Raw genomic sequence first — 14,242 nt, forward strand, 5'->3', positions numbered from 1 at the left:
AAACGGCGGGCGTCATTTTCGACGTCCGCCGATCACCATGTGCCTTGAATTTCATCTGTCCGCGATAAAGCGCGATACGAGGAACAATCATGAACACGTTTCGACGCGCATGCTTTGCTCTCCTCGCATCGGTTGCAGCGGCAACGGGACTTGTCACGCCGTTATCCGCGCAACAACAAAAGCCCAACATCCTGGTCATCATGGGCGACGACATCGGCTTCTGGAACATCAGCGCGTACAACCGTGGCATGATGGGTTATCGCACCCCCAACATCGACCGCATCGCCAATGAAGGCGCCGTCTTCACGGACTACTATGGGCAGCAATCCTGCACCGCCGGGCGCGCCGCATTCATCACGGGGCAAAGCCCGTTGCGGACCGGGCTTCTCAAGGTAGGTCTGCCCGCGGCAAAGGAGGGCCTGTCAGGCAAGGATCCGACCATCGCCGAGCTTTTGAAGCCGCAAGGGTACGCAACCGGGCAGTTCGGCAAGAATCATCTTGGCGATCGCAATGAATTCCTGCCAACCGTGCACGGCTTCGACGAGTTCTTCGGCAACCTTTATCACCTAAATGCTGAAGACGAGCCCGAACATCCAGATTATCCGAAGAACCCGGCATTCAAGACGCAGTTCGGCCCGCGCGGGGTGATGAAGTGCGTCGCCGTTCCGACCGACACACCAGGCGACGATCCCCGTTTCGGTACGTGGGGCAAGCAGAAATGCGAGGATACCGGGCCGCTCACCAAGAAACGCATGGAGACGATCGACGAGGAATTCCTAGGCGCCACGACCGACTTCATCGATCGCGCAAATCGTGACAAGAAACCTTTCTTCGTGTGGTTCAATCCCAGCCGGATGCACATTTGGACGCGTCTCAAGGCCGAATCTCAGGGAAAGACCGGCCTCGGCATTTATCCGGACGGCATGGTGGAGCATGACGGACAGGTCGGGCAGGTTCTCAAGAAGCTCGACGATCTCGGGATCGCCAACAATACGATCGTCATCTACACAACCGATAACGGTGCCGAGACGTTCTCATGGCCCGATGGCGGCACTACGCCATTCCGGGGCGAGAAGAACACCAATTGGGAAGGTGGCTATCGCGTCCCGGCCATGGTTCGCTGGCCGGGACTAGTGCCGCCGCGAACAGAGATCAACGACGTCTTCTCGGCAGAGGATTGGGCCACCACCCTGGTAGCTGCAGCCGGCGAGCCCGAAATCAAGAGCAAGCTGCTGTCCGGTTATGACGCCGCCGGCAAGAGCTTCAAGGTTCACCTCGACGGTTACGATCAGCGCGACCTTCTTGCCCGCAAGGGCCCCAACAAGCGCCGCGAATTCTTCTACTGGACCGACGACGGCAATCTGGCCGGACTTCGCTACGACCAATGGAAGGCAGTCTTTATGGAACAGAAGGCCCATGGATTCGACGTGTGGTCGCAACCGATGATCCAACTTCGGTTGCCGTCGCTGTTCAACCTCCGCTCCGACCCATTCGAACGGGCCCAACATGAGGCCGGCGACTACGTCCGGTGGTTCGTCGAGCACGCCTTCGTGCTCGTCCCGGCACAGGCGGTCGTGGGGCAGCATCTCATGAGCTTCCAGCAATTTCCGCCGAGACAAAGACCGGGTTCATTCTCCGTCGAACAGGCAATGGAAAAATTACGCAATCCACCTTCGAGTAACTGAGCCGGCCCCACATGGAGTCGATCATGAATCCAATCAATCGTTTTGCTAACCTTGACCGCCGCGTCCTGCTGTCGTCCGTGGCGCTGCTGTCCTTGCTCACTCCCTTGCTTCGTTCCACTTCCGCGTCGGCGCAGACCGGACCCGATCCGCTGCCGTCCTGGAATGAGGGCGCCTCCAAGACGTCGATCCTCAACTTCGTCGCGCGCGTCACGACGCAAGGCGGGCCTGACTTCGTATCGGTCGATCAGCGCATCGCGACCTTTGACAATGACGGCACGCTCTGGATCGAGCAACCAATGTACGTGCAACTGGCCTTCATACTGGACCGCGTGAAGGCTTTGGCGCCCATGCATCCCGAATGGAAGACCAAGCAGCCTTTCGCAGCGGTGCTGAATAATGATTTTAAGGCGCTGGCGGCGTCGGGCGAGAAAGGCTTGGTTGAACTTGTAGCGGTGACTCATGCCGGCATGACCACGGCAGAGTTCGAAAAGATCACCACGGATTGGCTCGCGACGGCGCGCGACCATCGCTTCAAGCGACCCTATACCGAACTGGTGTACCAGCCGATGCTGGAGCTGCTTGCCTATCTGCGCGCCAATGAGTTCAAAACCTTTATCGCATCAGGCGGCGGTATCGAATTCATGCGGCCGTGGACCGAGCGGATCTACGGCGTGCCGCCGGAGCAGGTCATCGGATCGTCGATCAAAACTCGATTTGAGATGAAGGACGGTGCACCGACGCTCTTCCGGCTCCCCGACATCAATTTCATCGACGACAAATCAGGAAAGCCGATCGGCATTAACGAACACATCGGCCGTAGGCCGATTGCCGCATTCGGCAATTCAGACGGCGATCTCGAAATGCTGCAATGGGCGACACTCGGCGCAAGCGGCGCGCGATTCGGCCTGATCGTCCATCATACCGATGCAGAGCGCGAATACGCCTACGACCGCCAGTCGCATTTCGGCAAGCTAGACGTAGCGCTGGACGCCGCGGCGGTTAACAGGTGGACCGTGGTCGACATGAAGAAGGATTGGAAGCGAATTTTTCCTTTCGAATAAACGACGTGTCTTCGACGCAACAAGTCACCGACGGCGCCCCCCGATCCTGTAGGGAGCCGACGAAATTTCCAACAACGGAGCCAGACATGAAAGTAACGAGAATCGGACCGACGGCGTGGCTGTTCGGCTTGGCCGTCGCATTGGCCAGCAGCAGCGCTGCCTTTGGCCAATGCGCGCCGTCTCATTCCTCCATGAAAACGATCAGTACTCCGAGTGCCGCCGCCAAACCCGAGATGGTGCCGTCGCTCTTCGTGCTCAACTCTCGCGGTGCTACGCTGCAAGGAGAGACCCTCGTGCTGACTGGCGTGACGCCGAGCTCGATCATTTTTGCCGATCGCCCCGTTCGCGCCGCGGGACACCAGCCAACCGCTGATGTGGTTGCAGAATGGGCCTCTGGTGACGACAGCTTCGCCAAAAACCCGCCGAACGCTACGGTGTCGGTCCTGGGCAAGGACGGTTCGGTAAAGGACGCCGTGGTTGTACTGAAAAATCCGAAGCTCGAGGGCGACAAGCTCAGTTTCACCGTTCAAACTCTGGAAGGTGATCTCGCTGGTGGAGACGGGCCGGCGGCCGTATTCATCGACATCATCGGTAGACCATTTACGCCACTGTCGTTTGCCGGCGTTGCCCGTCGCTCGGCTTTCCGTGGGGTGATGTACGCCGGGGCTGCGGGCGCCGCTGCCTATGGTGCCCCGGCTTATGCCGCACCGTATGCTGCCCCTTACTATCGCCCGTACCCGCCTGCGCCTCCCGCGTGTGGTTATTATCCCTATCCACCCTGTTATTGAGATAGTTGCACCACGCCTGACCAATAACTTCTTCGTGGAGAACGGAAATGCTACGATCCTTGATCATCGCAGCGGCTCTCCTGACAAGCGCTCAGGGCGCGATGGCACAAGCGCCCACGAATTGGACGCAGGTCGGCGTGCTGTCGTGCAAGCTGAATCCGAGCATTGGCTTCGTCATCTTCGGTCATCAATCCATGGAGTGCCGGTTCGTTCAAAACCAGCCTGACCCGGTGCAGTTTTATGAGGGCGCGCTGAATACGGTCGGCGTCGATATCGGCATTTCGGCAGCAGGGGTGCTCGGCTGGGCGGTGCTCGCGCCGAGCGCCGGCCCCCCACCGGGAGCCCTTGCCGGCGAATACGTCGGCGCTACCGGGGAGGTTGGGTTGGGCCTGGGGGCGGGCGTCAACGTCCTGATCGGGGGCTCTGGAAGGAGCTTTGCCCTTCAACCGGTCTCCGTGGAAGGATCAGTTGCTTTGAATGTCACGCTCGGCCTTTCACAGCTTCAATTGCGTGCCGCGCGTTAACCGGAGGCGCTTCCAATTGGAAGGTGGTCATAGCTGCCGCTTGAGCCTTGCGAAGGGCATGAAGCTGGAGACCTCAATGAATAAGCGCATATGGCTTGGCTCAATTGCGTCCTTTGTCGCCTTGGCGGTCTCAACCGGTTCAGCTGCCGCACAGCAGCCCAGGAAGCCCAACATTGTCGTCATGCTGGCGGACAACCTGGGTTACGGCGAGTTGGGCGTCTATGGCGGCGGAGTCCTTCGCGGCGCAGCTACTCCACGCATTGACGCTCTAGCCGGCGAGGGAATGCGTCTGCTCAATTTCAACGTCGAAGCACAATGCACACCGTCTCGGTCAGCTCTCCTGACCGGCCGTTTTGCCATCCGTTCCGGCACTTACGAAGTCCCGATCGGTGGAGTTCCTGATGGCCTGACACAGTGGGAAGTCACCATCGCGGAGCTGCTATCGGCGCAGGGTTACGCGACTGGTATTTGGGGCAAATGGCATCTCGGCAGCGCTGAAGACAGGATGCCGACAAACCAGGGATTTGACGAGTGGTATGGTATCCCGCGCACGTATGACGAGGCAATGTGGCCGTCGCTCAACGAAACCAGGAGCATGTGGCCGTCGGTCGGGAACAAGCACGGCTGGAATGCGAATGTCGTTCATCCCGAGCATATTTATGAAGCGCGCAAGGGTGAAACACCGCAGCAGGTTGCGGTGCTGGACGTGGATCGCCGTCGTACCATGGACGCGGAAATCACGACACGAGCGGTGGAATTCATCAAGCGCAACGCCGGCGCAGGCAAGCCGTTCTACGCCTACATTCCGTTCGCGCAGGTTCACATGCCGACGCTTCCAAATCCGGAATTCGCAGGCAAGACCGGCAACGGCGATTGGGCCGATTGTCTGGCTGAGATGGACCACCGTACCGGACAAATCCTCGATGCCATCAAACAAGCGAGCATCGAAAACGACACACTCGTCGTGTTCGCCAGCGACAACGGCCCCGAGGCAACCCATCCCTGGGAAGGGGACAGCGGGCCCTGGCGCGGGACGTATTTCACAGCGATGGAAGGCTCGCTGCGAGCGCCGTTCATCATTCGCTGGCCGGGCCAGGTGCGAGCGGGTCGGGTGAGCAACGAAATCGTCCACGTCGTTGACCTTTTCACGACGTTTGCGCGCGTTGGAGGCGCGGATGTCCCGAAGGATCGTCCGATCGACGGTGTAGATCAGTTGGACTTCTTTCTAGGCAAACAGGAAGCTTCCAACCGTGAAGGCTTCCCGGCCTACGTCGCCGACCGCCTTTCAGCCGTCAAATGGCGAAACTGGAAGGTGCATTTCATCTGGCAGGAGAACATGTACGCCTCGCCGCAGAAGTTACCGTTGCCAAAGATCATCAATCTACTAACCGACCGGAAGGAGGAGCGCGATGTTGGGGCGCAAAACTCCTGGGTCGCTGATCCCGCAGTCAGGATCATCAGCGAACTGGAGATAAGCTTCAAGAAATACCCTCCGATCAAGGTTGGCACTCCGGACCCCTATAGGCCATCGGAGCCCGGTGGGAGGTGACTTCGGACCCACTCCGGGCGAAGGAGAGGTCGTGTTCTGGAGCGGCACAGGCTATCGCCGCGCACTAGATTAGAGCACTTTCTGGTGCAGTCTGTGTCTGCAAAACCACAGACTTTAAAGCGCTGTTCTGATCTAGTTTGCCTAGGTGTTGGCGCAGTTTGGGAGGTTCGAAATGAAAATCGCTTCCTCGAATATTTGTCGGATGACATTCATCGCTGCCGCGGCGTTGGCGCTTCAGTCTCAGGTATCCAGTGCGGACGAGAACGGTGTGTCGCTTTGGCTTCCGGGCCAATTCGGAAGCCTTGCTGCTGCCCCCGTTACCCCGGGATGGTCGCTCGGGGTGGTGGGCTATCACACCAGTGTCGGAGCCTCCGGAAATGTCGCCGCAGCGCGGCAAATACAGATTGGCCAGGTCCCGGCGACGGCGAACGTTAATCTCAACGCCAATCTGAGCGCCCGCGGCGATCTATTGTTCATCTCACCAACCTACACCTTCGCGACGCCTGTGCTGGGCGGCCAGCTCGCCATAGGTATGATCGGAGTTGTCGGCCACCTCGACACCAGCATCGCTGGCACGCTGACCTCCCAAGTCGGCCCTATTGTCGCGACGCGAAATGGCGTACTGTCGGATTCATTGACCGGCGTCGGTGATCTCTATCCGCTGGTGACGATGAAATGGAATCAGGGCGTCCACAATTATATGGTCTATGGGTTTGGCGATATTCCAGTCGGGTCCTACGAGTCCACGCGCCTCTCGAACATCGGTATCGGGCACGGCGGCATCGACTTCGGCGCCGGATACACCTACCTCAACCCAGCGACGGGCGTCGAATTTTCCGGCGTCGGCGGCTTCACGTACAATTTCAAGAACCCTACTACGCAATATCAAAGTGGCATCGACTTCCATTTCGACTGGGGCGCGTCACACTTTTTGTCCAAGCAGCTTTTTGTCGGCGCGGTCGGATATGCATATCAGCAAGTAACGGACGACTTCGGAGCCGCGGCTTTCCTTGGCGGATTCAAGTCGCGCGTTTTCGGCCTTGGACCCCAGCTTGGCTATTTGTTCCCGGTTGGAGACAAGCAGGGATATTTGAATTTCAAGGGCTACAAGGAGTTCGCCGCGGAAAACCGGCCCGAAGGGTGGAACGTCTGGTTGACGTTCGCGATCTCGAACGCCGCGCCTACGTCAACAGTTTCACCAACGAGGCATTCAATTTCGAAGTAAGACTTCGAAGTGACCTGGCGCTTGGTAAAACCAGTCAATGCGCCGGTCTGGTGCGGCTAAATTCCGAACGCGCGAAGCTGACCGCGGGCGGCGGCGCAATTACGAAATGAGGCGATTGGTTCACAGCGGCGCTCCAGCGCGACGCCATCCTATCGGTTCGCTCGAACTATCGTTTCAGGGACGAGCTCCACGCAAACATTCTATCTTTCACCTGAATCAGCGCGGGGACAGCAAGCGGCTTCGCGGGCGCCGGTGTTTTCTGACCAGCCGCAACTAGGGTCGCCACCCATATTTCACCGTCGGTATAATAGGGGTCGCCTTCACCGTTGCGACCGTTCAAAGTTGGACCGACACCCTTCATTTGCGAGATACTCAGTACCGTCCGGGCGTTATCCAGTCCCTCAAATAATCGATTGCGTTCCTCATCGATGTTGGGCGCTATCTTGTGGGTGACCTGCCCCGTATCGCGGCTCAAAGTGACTCCACTGTCGAAGCTCGCCGATCCCAGCCAAACCGGACCGCCGTCAGCGCCACTTTGCAAGACTAGCCATAACCGGACGTGCTGCCGACGGTCCGCGCTGGTGCCTGCAGGCTTTTCGAACGCCAGATCCTCGCGTCGTCCTTCGAAGTAAAGCGGGCTGACGGGAGCATCCTTGTAGGAACGATCCAACAAAACACTTCCGATGATTTCGAGGCTGGTGCGCAAGGTCACTGGATCGGCCGGATACCAGCCGGCTGCATGGAATGCTGAGATCACGTCTTGCCGAGCTCCGATAAGCCCGACGTTGATCGCGTCGCCCGGTATTCCCTGTGCGGTCGAAGTTACCATTGCCCGTTTTGAAAGACCGGGTTCATGCTCGATCCTAGACCATGTTGCGGGCAATATCAGGTAGCTGACAATTACGTAGATCGAGATCACGATCCCAAACAGCCAAAAATAGGGGCGCCAATGGATCGGTAGTCTCACCTGGACGGATCTCCTTCATATACAACGATAATGGGAGGCCACGCTACGGGCAGCGCCTCTGACGGGATATTGGACCCTGGTCCAACATCGACCTCGGGTATACTCCGCTACCGTCGCGATCACAGCCGCAAGCACTCAAGAGTTCGGGGGATGTTGGCCTCCGTCGTTCGAGCAAGAGTTCCAGATACTGCGACTTGGCCCTGACCTATGCCCTTTGGGATAGCGGTGATCTTGGCGTGATAAATGCGGCCGGGAGCGTTATCGAAGACGAGATCGACCGTCGCGCCAACCCTGATCGTTTGGAAGCCGTTTTGTGAGAACATCCCGATAATTGTGATCTCGTTTTCAACTACAAATGAAAGTAACGAGCGGGCTTGTAGCGCACGATCACCGACCGTCAATGTTACGAGCGTTACGTAGCCGTCGGCTGGTGCTCGAACCGTAGTCTGCGACAATTCTCACTCGGCATTATCCAACTGCGCCCGAATTTGAGCGACCGTGGTGTTCACACCCCCAATCTCGGACTCTAGTGCAAGTTTCGCGCTCTGTTGGGCGGCCTTGGCTGCACCGAGCTGTGCAGACACGGTCTCGAACTGAACCTGGGTGTCTTGCTCCCTGAACTCGGTGTTCGCCCCGCTCTCAAATAGCTTTTGAATGTCCTTCAGGCGCTGCGCATTGAATTTGACCTGGGCTTCCAGTCCGGCAACGGTGGCGCTCGCCTGGTCGTAGGTTGACTTTAATATGTGAGTTTGTTGTTGCGCAGCAGCCAGCGACGCTCGCAGGTGATCTACTTTGAACTGGAACGGTGCGGTGTCGATCTGGAACAGGACGTCACCAGTCTTTACCGGTACGTTTGGTTTGGCAGGAATAGCAACGATCTGGCCGCTCACGTTTGGCGTTACTTCGACGACCCGTCCGGTCACGGTGACCTTGCCGGATGGCGTCAAATAATTGAAAAGCGCCAGGAACGTGGCAAGGATCAATGCACCGATGGAAATCGAAATCGCTCCGGACAACCAGCCCCAACGAACGATCTTGAATTTTGAGAACACAAGCCAAAGCGCTACGGCGTAGAGGCACAGAATTATAAGCACGACAGTCCCCTATCTTCGTTGACCCGAACAAGGTGGACGAACTTCGCTATGCGCGGCGAAGCGATCGTGACGAGAATCTTGTCCAAATAAAAGTACCCTTTGGACCTACATCGCCCCAGTCGTATTCCGCTAATCCCAAGACGTCGAGGGCAGGGGATGCGGTTTTGCGCGAAGCGGTTTCACCCCTGGGATTTGCGTCGCCGACGCCAACTCATCTTGGCTAAAGAGCTAGGTGAGAGATGTCCGCTATTGAAGGAAGTTGAAGCGGACGGGTAAAGGGCTCTGATCGACTTCCGTTTTTGACCCCAGAGCTGACATGCTTTGATTTGGATCAACAGCGTGCCGAGCTGCTCGTGCTGCTTCGCATTGGAAATCCATCCAGCGGGCCCCGGCCGGAATGCGCAGGTCGGACCTTTTATTTGCCGACCGAGCCATGGAAAATCTAACGCACTACCCGCCGCTCTTGTTCGCTGTTTCCTTCGTGGCACTGTCAGTCGTCGCGGTCGCAGGATCATGGCTCCGTAAGCGTTATCCGACCGCCGACGACGACCAGAACGAACATCTTGGTATCATCCTCGCGGCTACCCTGACGTTGCTCAGCCTGATCATCGGCTTCAGCTTTTCGATGGCTGCCAATCGTTATGATCAGCGCAAGAAATTCGAAGAGGCGGAAGCAAACGCCATTGGAACCGAAATACTGCGCGCCGATTTTCTTCCCGCTGCCTATGCCGCAGACGTCCGCAAGCTCCTTGAAGAGTACACGGGCCTGCGCATCCAGTTTTACCTCAACCGGCAGCACATACAGCAGCCTTGGCTCTGCTTTGCCGCTTCGGTGGCCCATCAACGCGTTGGAACATAGCGCGATGATCATCATGAAAAACCACGCGGCAGTGGGAATCCGATTCCAAAACGCTGCCTGCGCATAGAGCCTTGCGAATTAATCACATCGTTCATTCCGGCGATTGCCAGCGCCTCGACGGGCGTCGGCTGGGCAGCCGACGATCTGCGGACTGCAGACCAGAGAGCGGCTTGCAACTGGGTCGTCCGTTGGGCCAGTTGCTTGCGTTGATCGTCGTCCTGGTCAGGAGGAATTGTGGGCCGCCAACAAAGTCCAGGCACACCCAAGTTGTTTGCCAAGATCGTTCCATTTACCGCGCGGCGGCAATTGGAATGAGGTGCCTGGACCCACCTGACGGAGCACTCACCAGTCTGGCAAGATCGAGCGCTAGCTTTGCTAAAACCAGCCAAGCCTGCGGCATCATGATCGGTGCCATGGAAGTGGGTGCTGTTAAGGCTCTCACTAAAGACTCGATGTACCAGCCGCGCTATCAACGATTCTGCCCCGGCATCACTGATAAACGAACGCCCAGTCCCTCGAACAAAGCGCAGGAAGCCTCGACGCGAGTTAGCCGGGATCGTGACTCATGTCCTCTCCTTTTCTTGGCGATAGGTGAGTACTGCACCCGACACGCGCGGCATATGCTCGCCCCCCTGCCGTCAACGCGACATGCCGGCATAGCCATGACACGTCCGAGTTGAGGGTCGGTCTCACCGCCAAATGTTTTGTACAATCTGTCTCGGCGAAGGCCCATTTCGCGCGCTATTGCCTTTACGTTTTGGGCTCTCATCACCCGGTTCAGAGCAATTAGAACCTCACGCAGCTCATTTTTGCGAAATATATCATCTAGATAGGCGGCGATCGCTCCTGGGTTGTCGCGGTAGAGTTTCGGGTCAAATTCGTCGTCCGACATCATGTCCTCAGCGCACTTTGCCATTCAGTGTGTCGGTGACAGCTGTCAAAGCTGAATTGGGTATACTCCTTACATCGAATTTCTGGAATCGGTGCGACGCACTCGGCGCGACAAGGTAGGGAAATAGAGAGATGAAGAAAATCGTGCTCGCTCTGGCTGCGGTAGCGGCAATCACCGGATCGGCGTCGGCCGCTGACCTTGGGGCCCGTCCGTATACAAAGGCTCCGCCCCCCGTGGCTCCTGTCTATAACTGGACCGGATTTTACATTTTCGGCGGTGGCGGTGGCGGCATCTGGTCTGCAAACGGCGGCGTGGATGTCACCGGGGGTCCCTGCTCTCACCTTGCGCAGAAATCTGGGATTGCGAGGACAAGCATTCATCGTGCGTTTGCACGCGATCCGCAAAAACCGAACTTCACGACAATTCTTAGAGTACTCGATGCGATGGGCTTCCAGTTGCATATCACGATACGCCGGGAGCAGAGCGCTTGAAATCGGTTGAGAATGCCAAGAGTCTGTGACGGTGATTATCCCGCTAACATCTGCACCCGACCGATTTTTGGGCATGTAATCCCTTCACAAAATAGGCCGGCATTTCTGCCGGCCTATTGTACTGGAGATTTTAAGACTGGAACGGACATCTTCCCCTAGTCTTCCTGGCTGAAGAGTTCGCTCCCCTTCGGGCGCAATTTTTAATCGCAAGGCTGCATAGCATGCTGGAGTTATTTCCATGCGGCTCTAACCTTCACAGGGTTGAGCTCTCAGGAAAGTGCCGAGAAGCCGCTCAATCTGGCGAGGGACCGAGAGATCCCTTACGCTCGAGTTTCTATCGCTGTGGCCCAGACAGGTTCACCTCGCGTTCAGCCCGAAAAACGTTGCTGTGGAGGTTCGCGATCCATTGGCGACCCCTGGAAGTCGCATTGAGGTAGCGGATCGCAAGGTGTATTTGCGGCGCGACATTGGTCAAGTAGAACTGCGGAAACTTATAGACGATGTCGGCAGGCGTTGCGTAGCCTAGCCTGTTGTTCAGGCCGATCTCCTCGAATTCGTAGAACATCGGCTTTCCTGGACCTGATCGCGGCGAAGGCCGGGAAGTATCTGCTCGTGCCGCCCGGTTACGACGGGCCGCTGCCCGAAGGCGGCTTCTATATCGCGCGGTCGAAGACTAATCGCGTGCTGTACGCAGCGCGTTCGTTCCTGGTCAACAACGACCCCAAGCCGACTGTCGAAGGTTGGTTGAAAAGCGTTTCTTCGGTGGGCAGAGAGGGCGCACTGTGAAAGGCGGCCTTATGCTCATAGCCGTCGAGCGTCAGATTCTCGTGCGGGAATGCACGTTGCCAGGGTGATCGCCATCCGCTTGCAGCCCGGCGTAAATTCATCTCCCGGTTCAGGCGCCTGACATTGTTTCGGCCGTGACCTCCCAACCGGCATCTATGCCACCGGGAAGCATCTGCCCGCGATCCTCACCAACCTCTGCGTCGATCAACCGATTCAGCTTCTCGTTCATGGCGACAACGAGTTCCCGGTGTTGCTTGCTATTCATCGCGAGATTGTTCATTTCGTATGGATCGGCTTTCACATCGAACAGCTCTACATCGTTCATCAGGTAAAGGTCTTCGAAAGTCGTGGGGCGGTTGTGTTGCTTCGGCGAAAAATAGCGCGTGAATTGGTACCGCCCATCAAACACCGACCGTACCGCGCCACGCTTCATCATGTCGGGGCGGATGCCCGCACTTTTGAGATCGCTCGATTTGCCTCCCTGTTGCATGTAGGTAACCGCTTTGTTGAGAAAATCCCCGTCGAGGTAAGCGAACATGTTGTAGTTGAAAAGCGCGCCGTCGCGAACGGCCGTGAACTCGGCGCGCTGAGGAGCCGCGAGGAGTCCGGACAAATCCTTTCCGGGAAGGTCTTTGACAATCCTGGCCCGTTTGTCCGGTGCGACCGCGCTGAGCCCTATCAGCGTCGGCGCGATATCCACGTGCGACGTGACGGCCCGACACTGCTGACCGCCCGCGTGCGCGGGATGAACGATGATCAACGGTACGTTGTTTTGCTCGCGGTACGAGACCGCACCCTTGGCGTGAAGTTGATGCGCACCGTCCATGTCACCATGATCGGCGGTCAAGACCACGACGGTCTTGTCGGCAAGACCCGAGGCGTCCAACGCGGCGAGAACGGTCTCGATGTTGCGATCCACGTCGCGCATGCAATTCAGATAATAGTTGTGGCGCCTGCGCCAGCGAGCATCCTCGTTCGGGATATGGCCGACCAGTGCGTCGTGGGCCCTCAGGAAATCACGGTGCGCCGGAGGGCGGCCCGGCGCGTCAAGTGCCTGAAAGTGACTCGCCGGGAGCTTGAAGTCCCACTGCTTGGCATAGAGCGGATCGACCGGATCGCGCGCGACGCGCTTGATACCGCTTTTTGTCTGGACCACCGTGCCGGGGGCATCGGTGTTGTAGTACATCACATCATGCGGGTTGACGAGGTTGACGGCGAGGAACCAAGGCTTGCCTTCGTGTGACAGATCGCGTGCCTTGCCGCGCAGCCAGTTGACGCCCATTGCGGCGATGATCGCGTCGTGCAGGTATCCGCCCTGCGTGTGTGCGATGATGTCGCCCACGCCGAAGTAATCGGCGAAGCCGTACGCCTCCATCTCCTCCGTGAAAATCTTGGTCAGATGGCCATGTTCGTTGACCGTCTCAAATTCCCTGGTCAGATGCCACTTGCCTTTGTAGGCCGTGTAGTAGCCGGCGTCGCGCATCATATCGCCAAGGGTCGGAATCTCGGTCGACATGCTCTCGATCCAGGGGAAATTCGTGTTGTCGAACATTCGCGTTTGCTGGATGTGCCGCCCGGTATAGAGCACCGAGCGGGAAGGCGTGCACACGCATGAACCGATGCGGTGATTGACGAACGTTGTGCCTCGTTTCATCAATCGCTCGTGCGCAGGCAACCGATAACCCGCCGGGAGTTCTCCAGGCCGGAACAATCGCTCCTGGTCGACCAGGAGGAACAGGATGTTGTAGGGCTGCGCACTCTCGCGGCCTGCCTTTGTCGAGCTAACTGCCGCATGGACTTGCCCGCTCGCGTCGGTCCCCGCGCCGAGTCCCAGAGCCATCGCACCCATTCCAGCCGTGCGCAGGAAGCCTCGACGCGAGTCAGCCGGGCCCTTCGGATGATCGTAACTCATGTCCTCTCCTTTTCTTGGTCAGGAGGCATTGCGGTAGATAGTTGATCTTCAGCCGGTCGATCTTGCCCAATGAACTTGAAGGGAGCGCCGTCGTGGGCCGCCAACAAAGTCTAGGCACACGCAAGTTGTTCGCCAAGATCGTTCAATTTACCGCGCGGCAGCAAGCGGAATGAGGTGCCTGGCCCCACCTGACGGAGCACTCACCAGTCTGGCGCAAGGATCGAGCGGTAGCTATGCAAAACGCAGCCAAGCCTGCGGCATCATGTCCTAGTTTGCTATTTGAGACGTGCCCGCCGATCCTGAGAATATCCGTTCACCGGGGTAGACCGGATTCGCCGTGGTCCGGTCAAACCGACGCGAATGATGTGGTGGACGACGCCCGCTCCCGGCATCGGATGTGCCAAAGGGG

The 14,242-nt window shown here is 57.9% G+C and carries 13 protein-coding genes and 2 pseudogenes; 9 read left to right on the plus strand and 6 right to left on the minus strand.

Annotated elements, in window-relative coordinates; genetic code table 11:
• The first annotated feature begins 89 nt into the window (after positions 1–89).
• From JQ575_RS39720 to JQ575_RS39745, 6 genes are all read left to right on the plus strand, one after another.
• Entirely contained in the window at positions 90–1,685 is a 1,596-nt protein-coding gene (locus tag JQ575_RS39720) for an arylsulfatase (RefSeq protein ID WP_212038620.1), read from the plus strand.
• A gap of 23 nt (positions 1,686–1,708) precedes the next feature.
• Entirely contained in the window at positions 1,709–2,746 is a 1,038-nt protein-coding gene (locus tag JQ575_RS39725; RefSeq protein WP_212038621.1) for an HAD family phosphatase, read from the plus strand.
• 86 nt (positions 2,747–2,832) lie between these two features.
• Positions 2,833–3,534: a hypothetical protein gene (locus tag JQ575_RS39730; RefSeq protein ID WP_249167207.1), complete on the plus strand. Its 702-nt coding sequence runs from the start codon at positions 2,833–2,835 to the stop codon at positions 3,532–3,534.
• 59 nt (positions 3,535–3,593) lie between these two features.
• Entirely contained in the window at positions 3,594–4,058 is a 465-nt protein-coding gene (locus JQ575_RS39735; protein WP_212038622.1) for a DUF992 domain-containing protein, read from the plus strand.
• Positions 4,059–4,134: 76 nt separating this feature from the next.
• Positions 4,135–5,607 (plus strand): arylsulfatase, encoded by a 1,473-nt coding sequence (locus tag JQ575_RS39740; protein ID WP_212038623.1) that lies wholly within the window; start codon positions 4,135–4,137, stop codon positions 5,605–5,607.
• Between the two features lie 172 nt (positions 5,608–5,779).
• Complete coding sequence (locus JQ575_RS39745; RefSeq protein ID WP_212038624.1) at positions 5,780–6,832, plus strand: transporter; 1,053 nt, start codon at positions 5,780–5,782, stop codon at positions 6,830–6,832.
• Between the two features lie 166 nt (positions 6,833–6,998).
• Here the strand turns inward: JQ575_RS39745 and JQ575_RS39750 are convergent, their stop codons facing one another.
• The 3 genes from JQ575_RS39750 to JQ575_RS45285 form a co-directional block, all read right to left on the minus strand.
• Positions 6,999–7,799, minus strand: coding sequence for an LssY C-terminal domain-containing protein (locus tag JQ575_RS39750; RefSeq protein ID WP_212038625.1), 801 nt, complete (start codon positions 7,797–7,799; stop codon positions 6,999–7,001).
• A gap of 119 nt (positions 7,800–7,918) precedes the next feature.
• Positions 7,919–8,254 carry an HlyD family efflux transporter periplasmic adaptor subunit gene (locus JQ575_RS45280; protein WP_312016102.1) on the minus strand — a complete coding sequence of 112 codons (336 nt, stop codon included), beginning with the start codon at positions 8,252–8,254 and terminating at the stop codon, positions 7,919–7,921.
• 3 nt (positions 8,255–8,257) lie between these two features.
• Complete coding sequence (locus JQ575_RS45285) at positions 8,258–8,893, minus strand: biotin/lipoyl-binding protein (protein ID WP_312016103.1); 636 nt, start codon at positions 8,891–8,893, stop codon at positions 8,258–8,260.
• Positions 8,894–9,326: 433 nt separating this feature from the next.
• Here JQ575_RS45285 and JQ575_RS39760 point away from each other — a divergent pair, with 433 nt between their 5' ends.
• Positions 9,327–9,752, plus strand: coding sequence for a hypothetical protein (locus tag JQ575_RS39760; protein WP_212038626.1), 426 nt, complete (start codon positions 9,327–9,329; stop codon positions 9,750–9,752).
• Positions 9,753–10,221: 469 nt separating this feature from the next.
• On the opposite strand, the gene JQ575_RS46755 is transcribed toward JQ575_RS39760, so the two are convergent.
• Positions 10,222–10,668 (minus strand): hypothetical protein, encoded by a 447-nt coding sequence (locus JQ575_RS46755; protein ID WP_409364877.1) that lies wholly within the window; start codon positions 10,666–10,668, stop codon positions 10,222–10,224.
• A gap of 107 nt (positions 10,669–10,775) precedes the next feature.
• Here JQ575_RS46755 and JQ575_RS46760 point away from each other — a divergent pair, with 107 nt between their 5' ends.
• On the plus strand, positions 10,776–11,135 hold the full coding sequence (locus JQ575_RS46760; protein WP_409364878.1) for a DNA-binding protein: 360 nt from the start codon (positions 10,776–10,778) through the stop codon (positions 11,133–11,135).
• Positions 11,136–11,469: 334 nt separating this feature from the next.
• On the opposite strand, the pseudogene JQ575_RS39770 reads toward JQ575_RS46760, so the two are convergent.
• Positions 11,470–11,700 (minus strand): annotated as a pseudogene (locus JQ575_RS39770) (metal-dependent phosphohydrolase); the annotation flags it as partial.
• Here JQ575_RS39770 and JQ575_RS39775 point away from each other — a divergent pair.
• Positions 11,696–11,873 (plus strand): annotated as a pseudogene (locus JQ575_RS39775) (DUF1254 domain-containing protein); the annotation flags it as partial. The pseudogenes JQ575_RS39770 and JQ575_RS39775 overlap by 5 nt on opposite strands.
• A 157-nt stretch (positions 11,874–12,030) precedes the next feature.
• On the opposite strand, the gene JQ575_RS39780 reads toward JQ575_RS39775, so the two are convergent.
• Positions 12,031–13,833, minus strand: coding sequence for a sulfatase-like hydrolase/transferase (locus tag JQ575_RS39780; RefSeq protein ID WP_212038627.1), 1,803 nt, complete (start codon positions 13,831–13,833; stop codon positions 12,031–12,033).
• Positions 13,834–14,242: the final 409 nt, after the last annotated feature.

Origin of the sequence: Bradyrhizobium sp. JYMT SZCCT0428 (genome assembly GCF_018131075.1) — a bacterium.
In the GTDB taxonomy this organism is placed as follows: Bacteria; Pseudomonadota; Alphaproteobacteria; order Rhizobiales; family Xanthobacteraceae; genus Bradyrhizobium.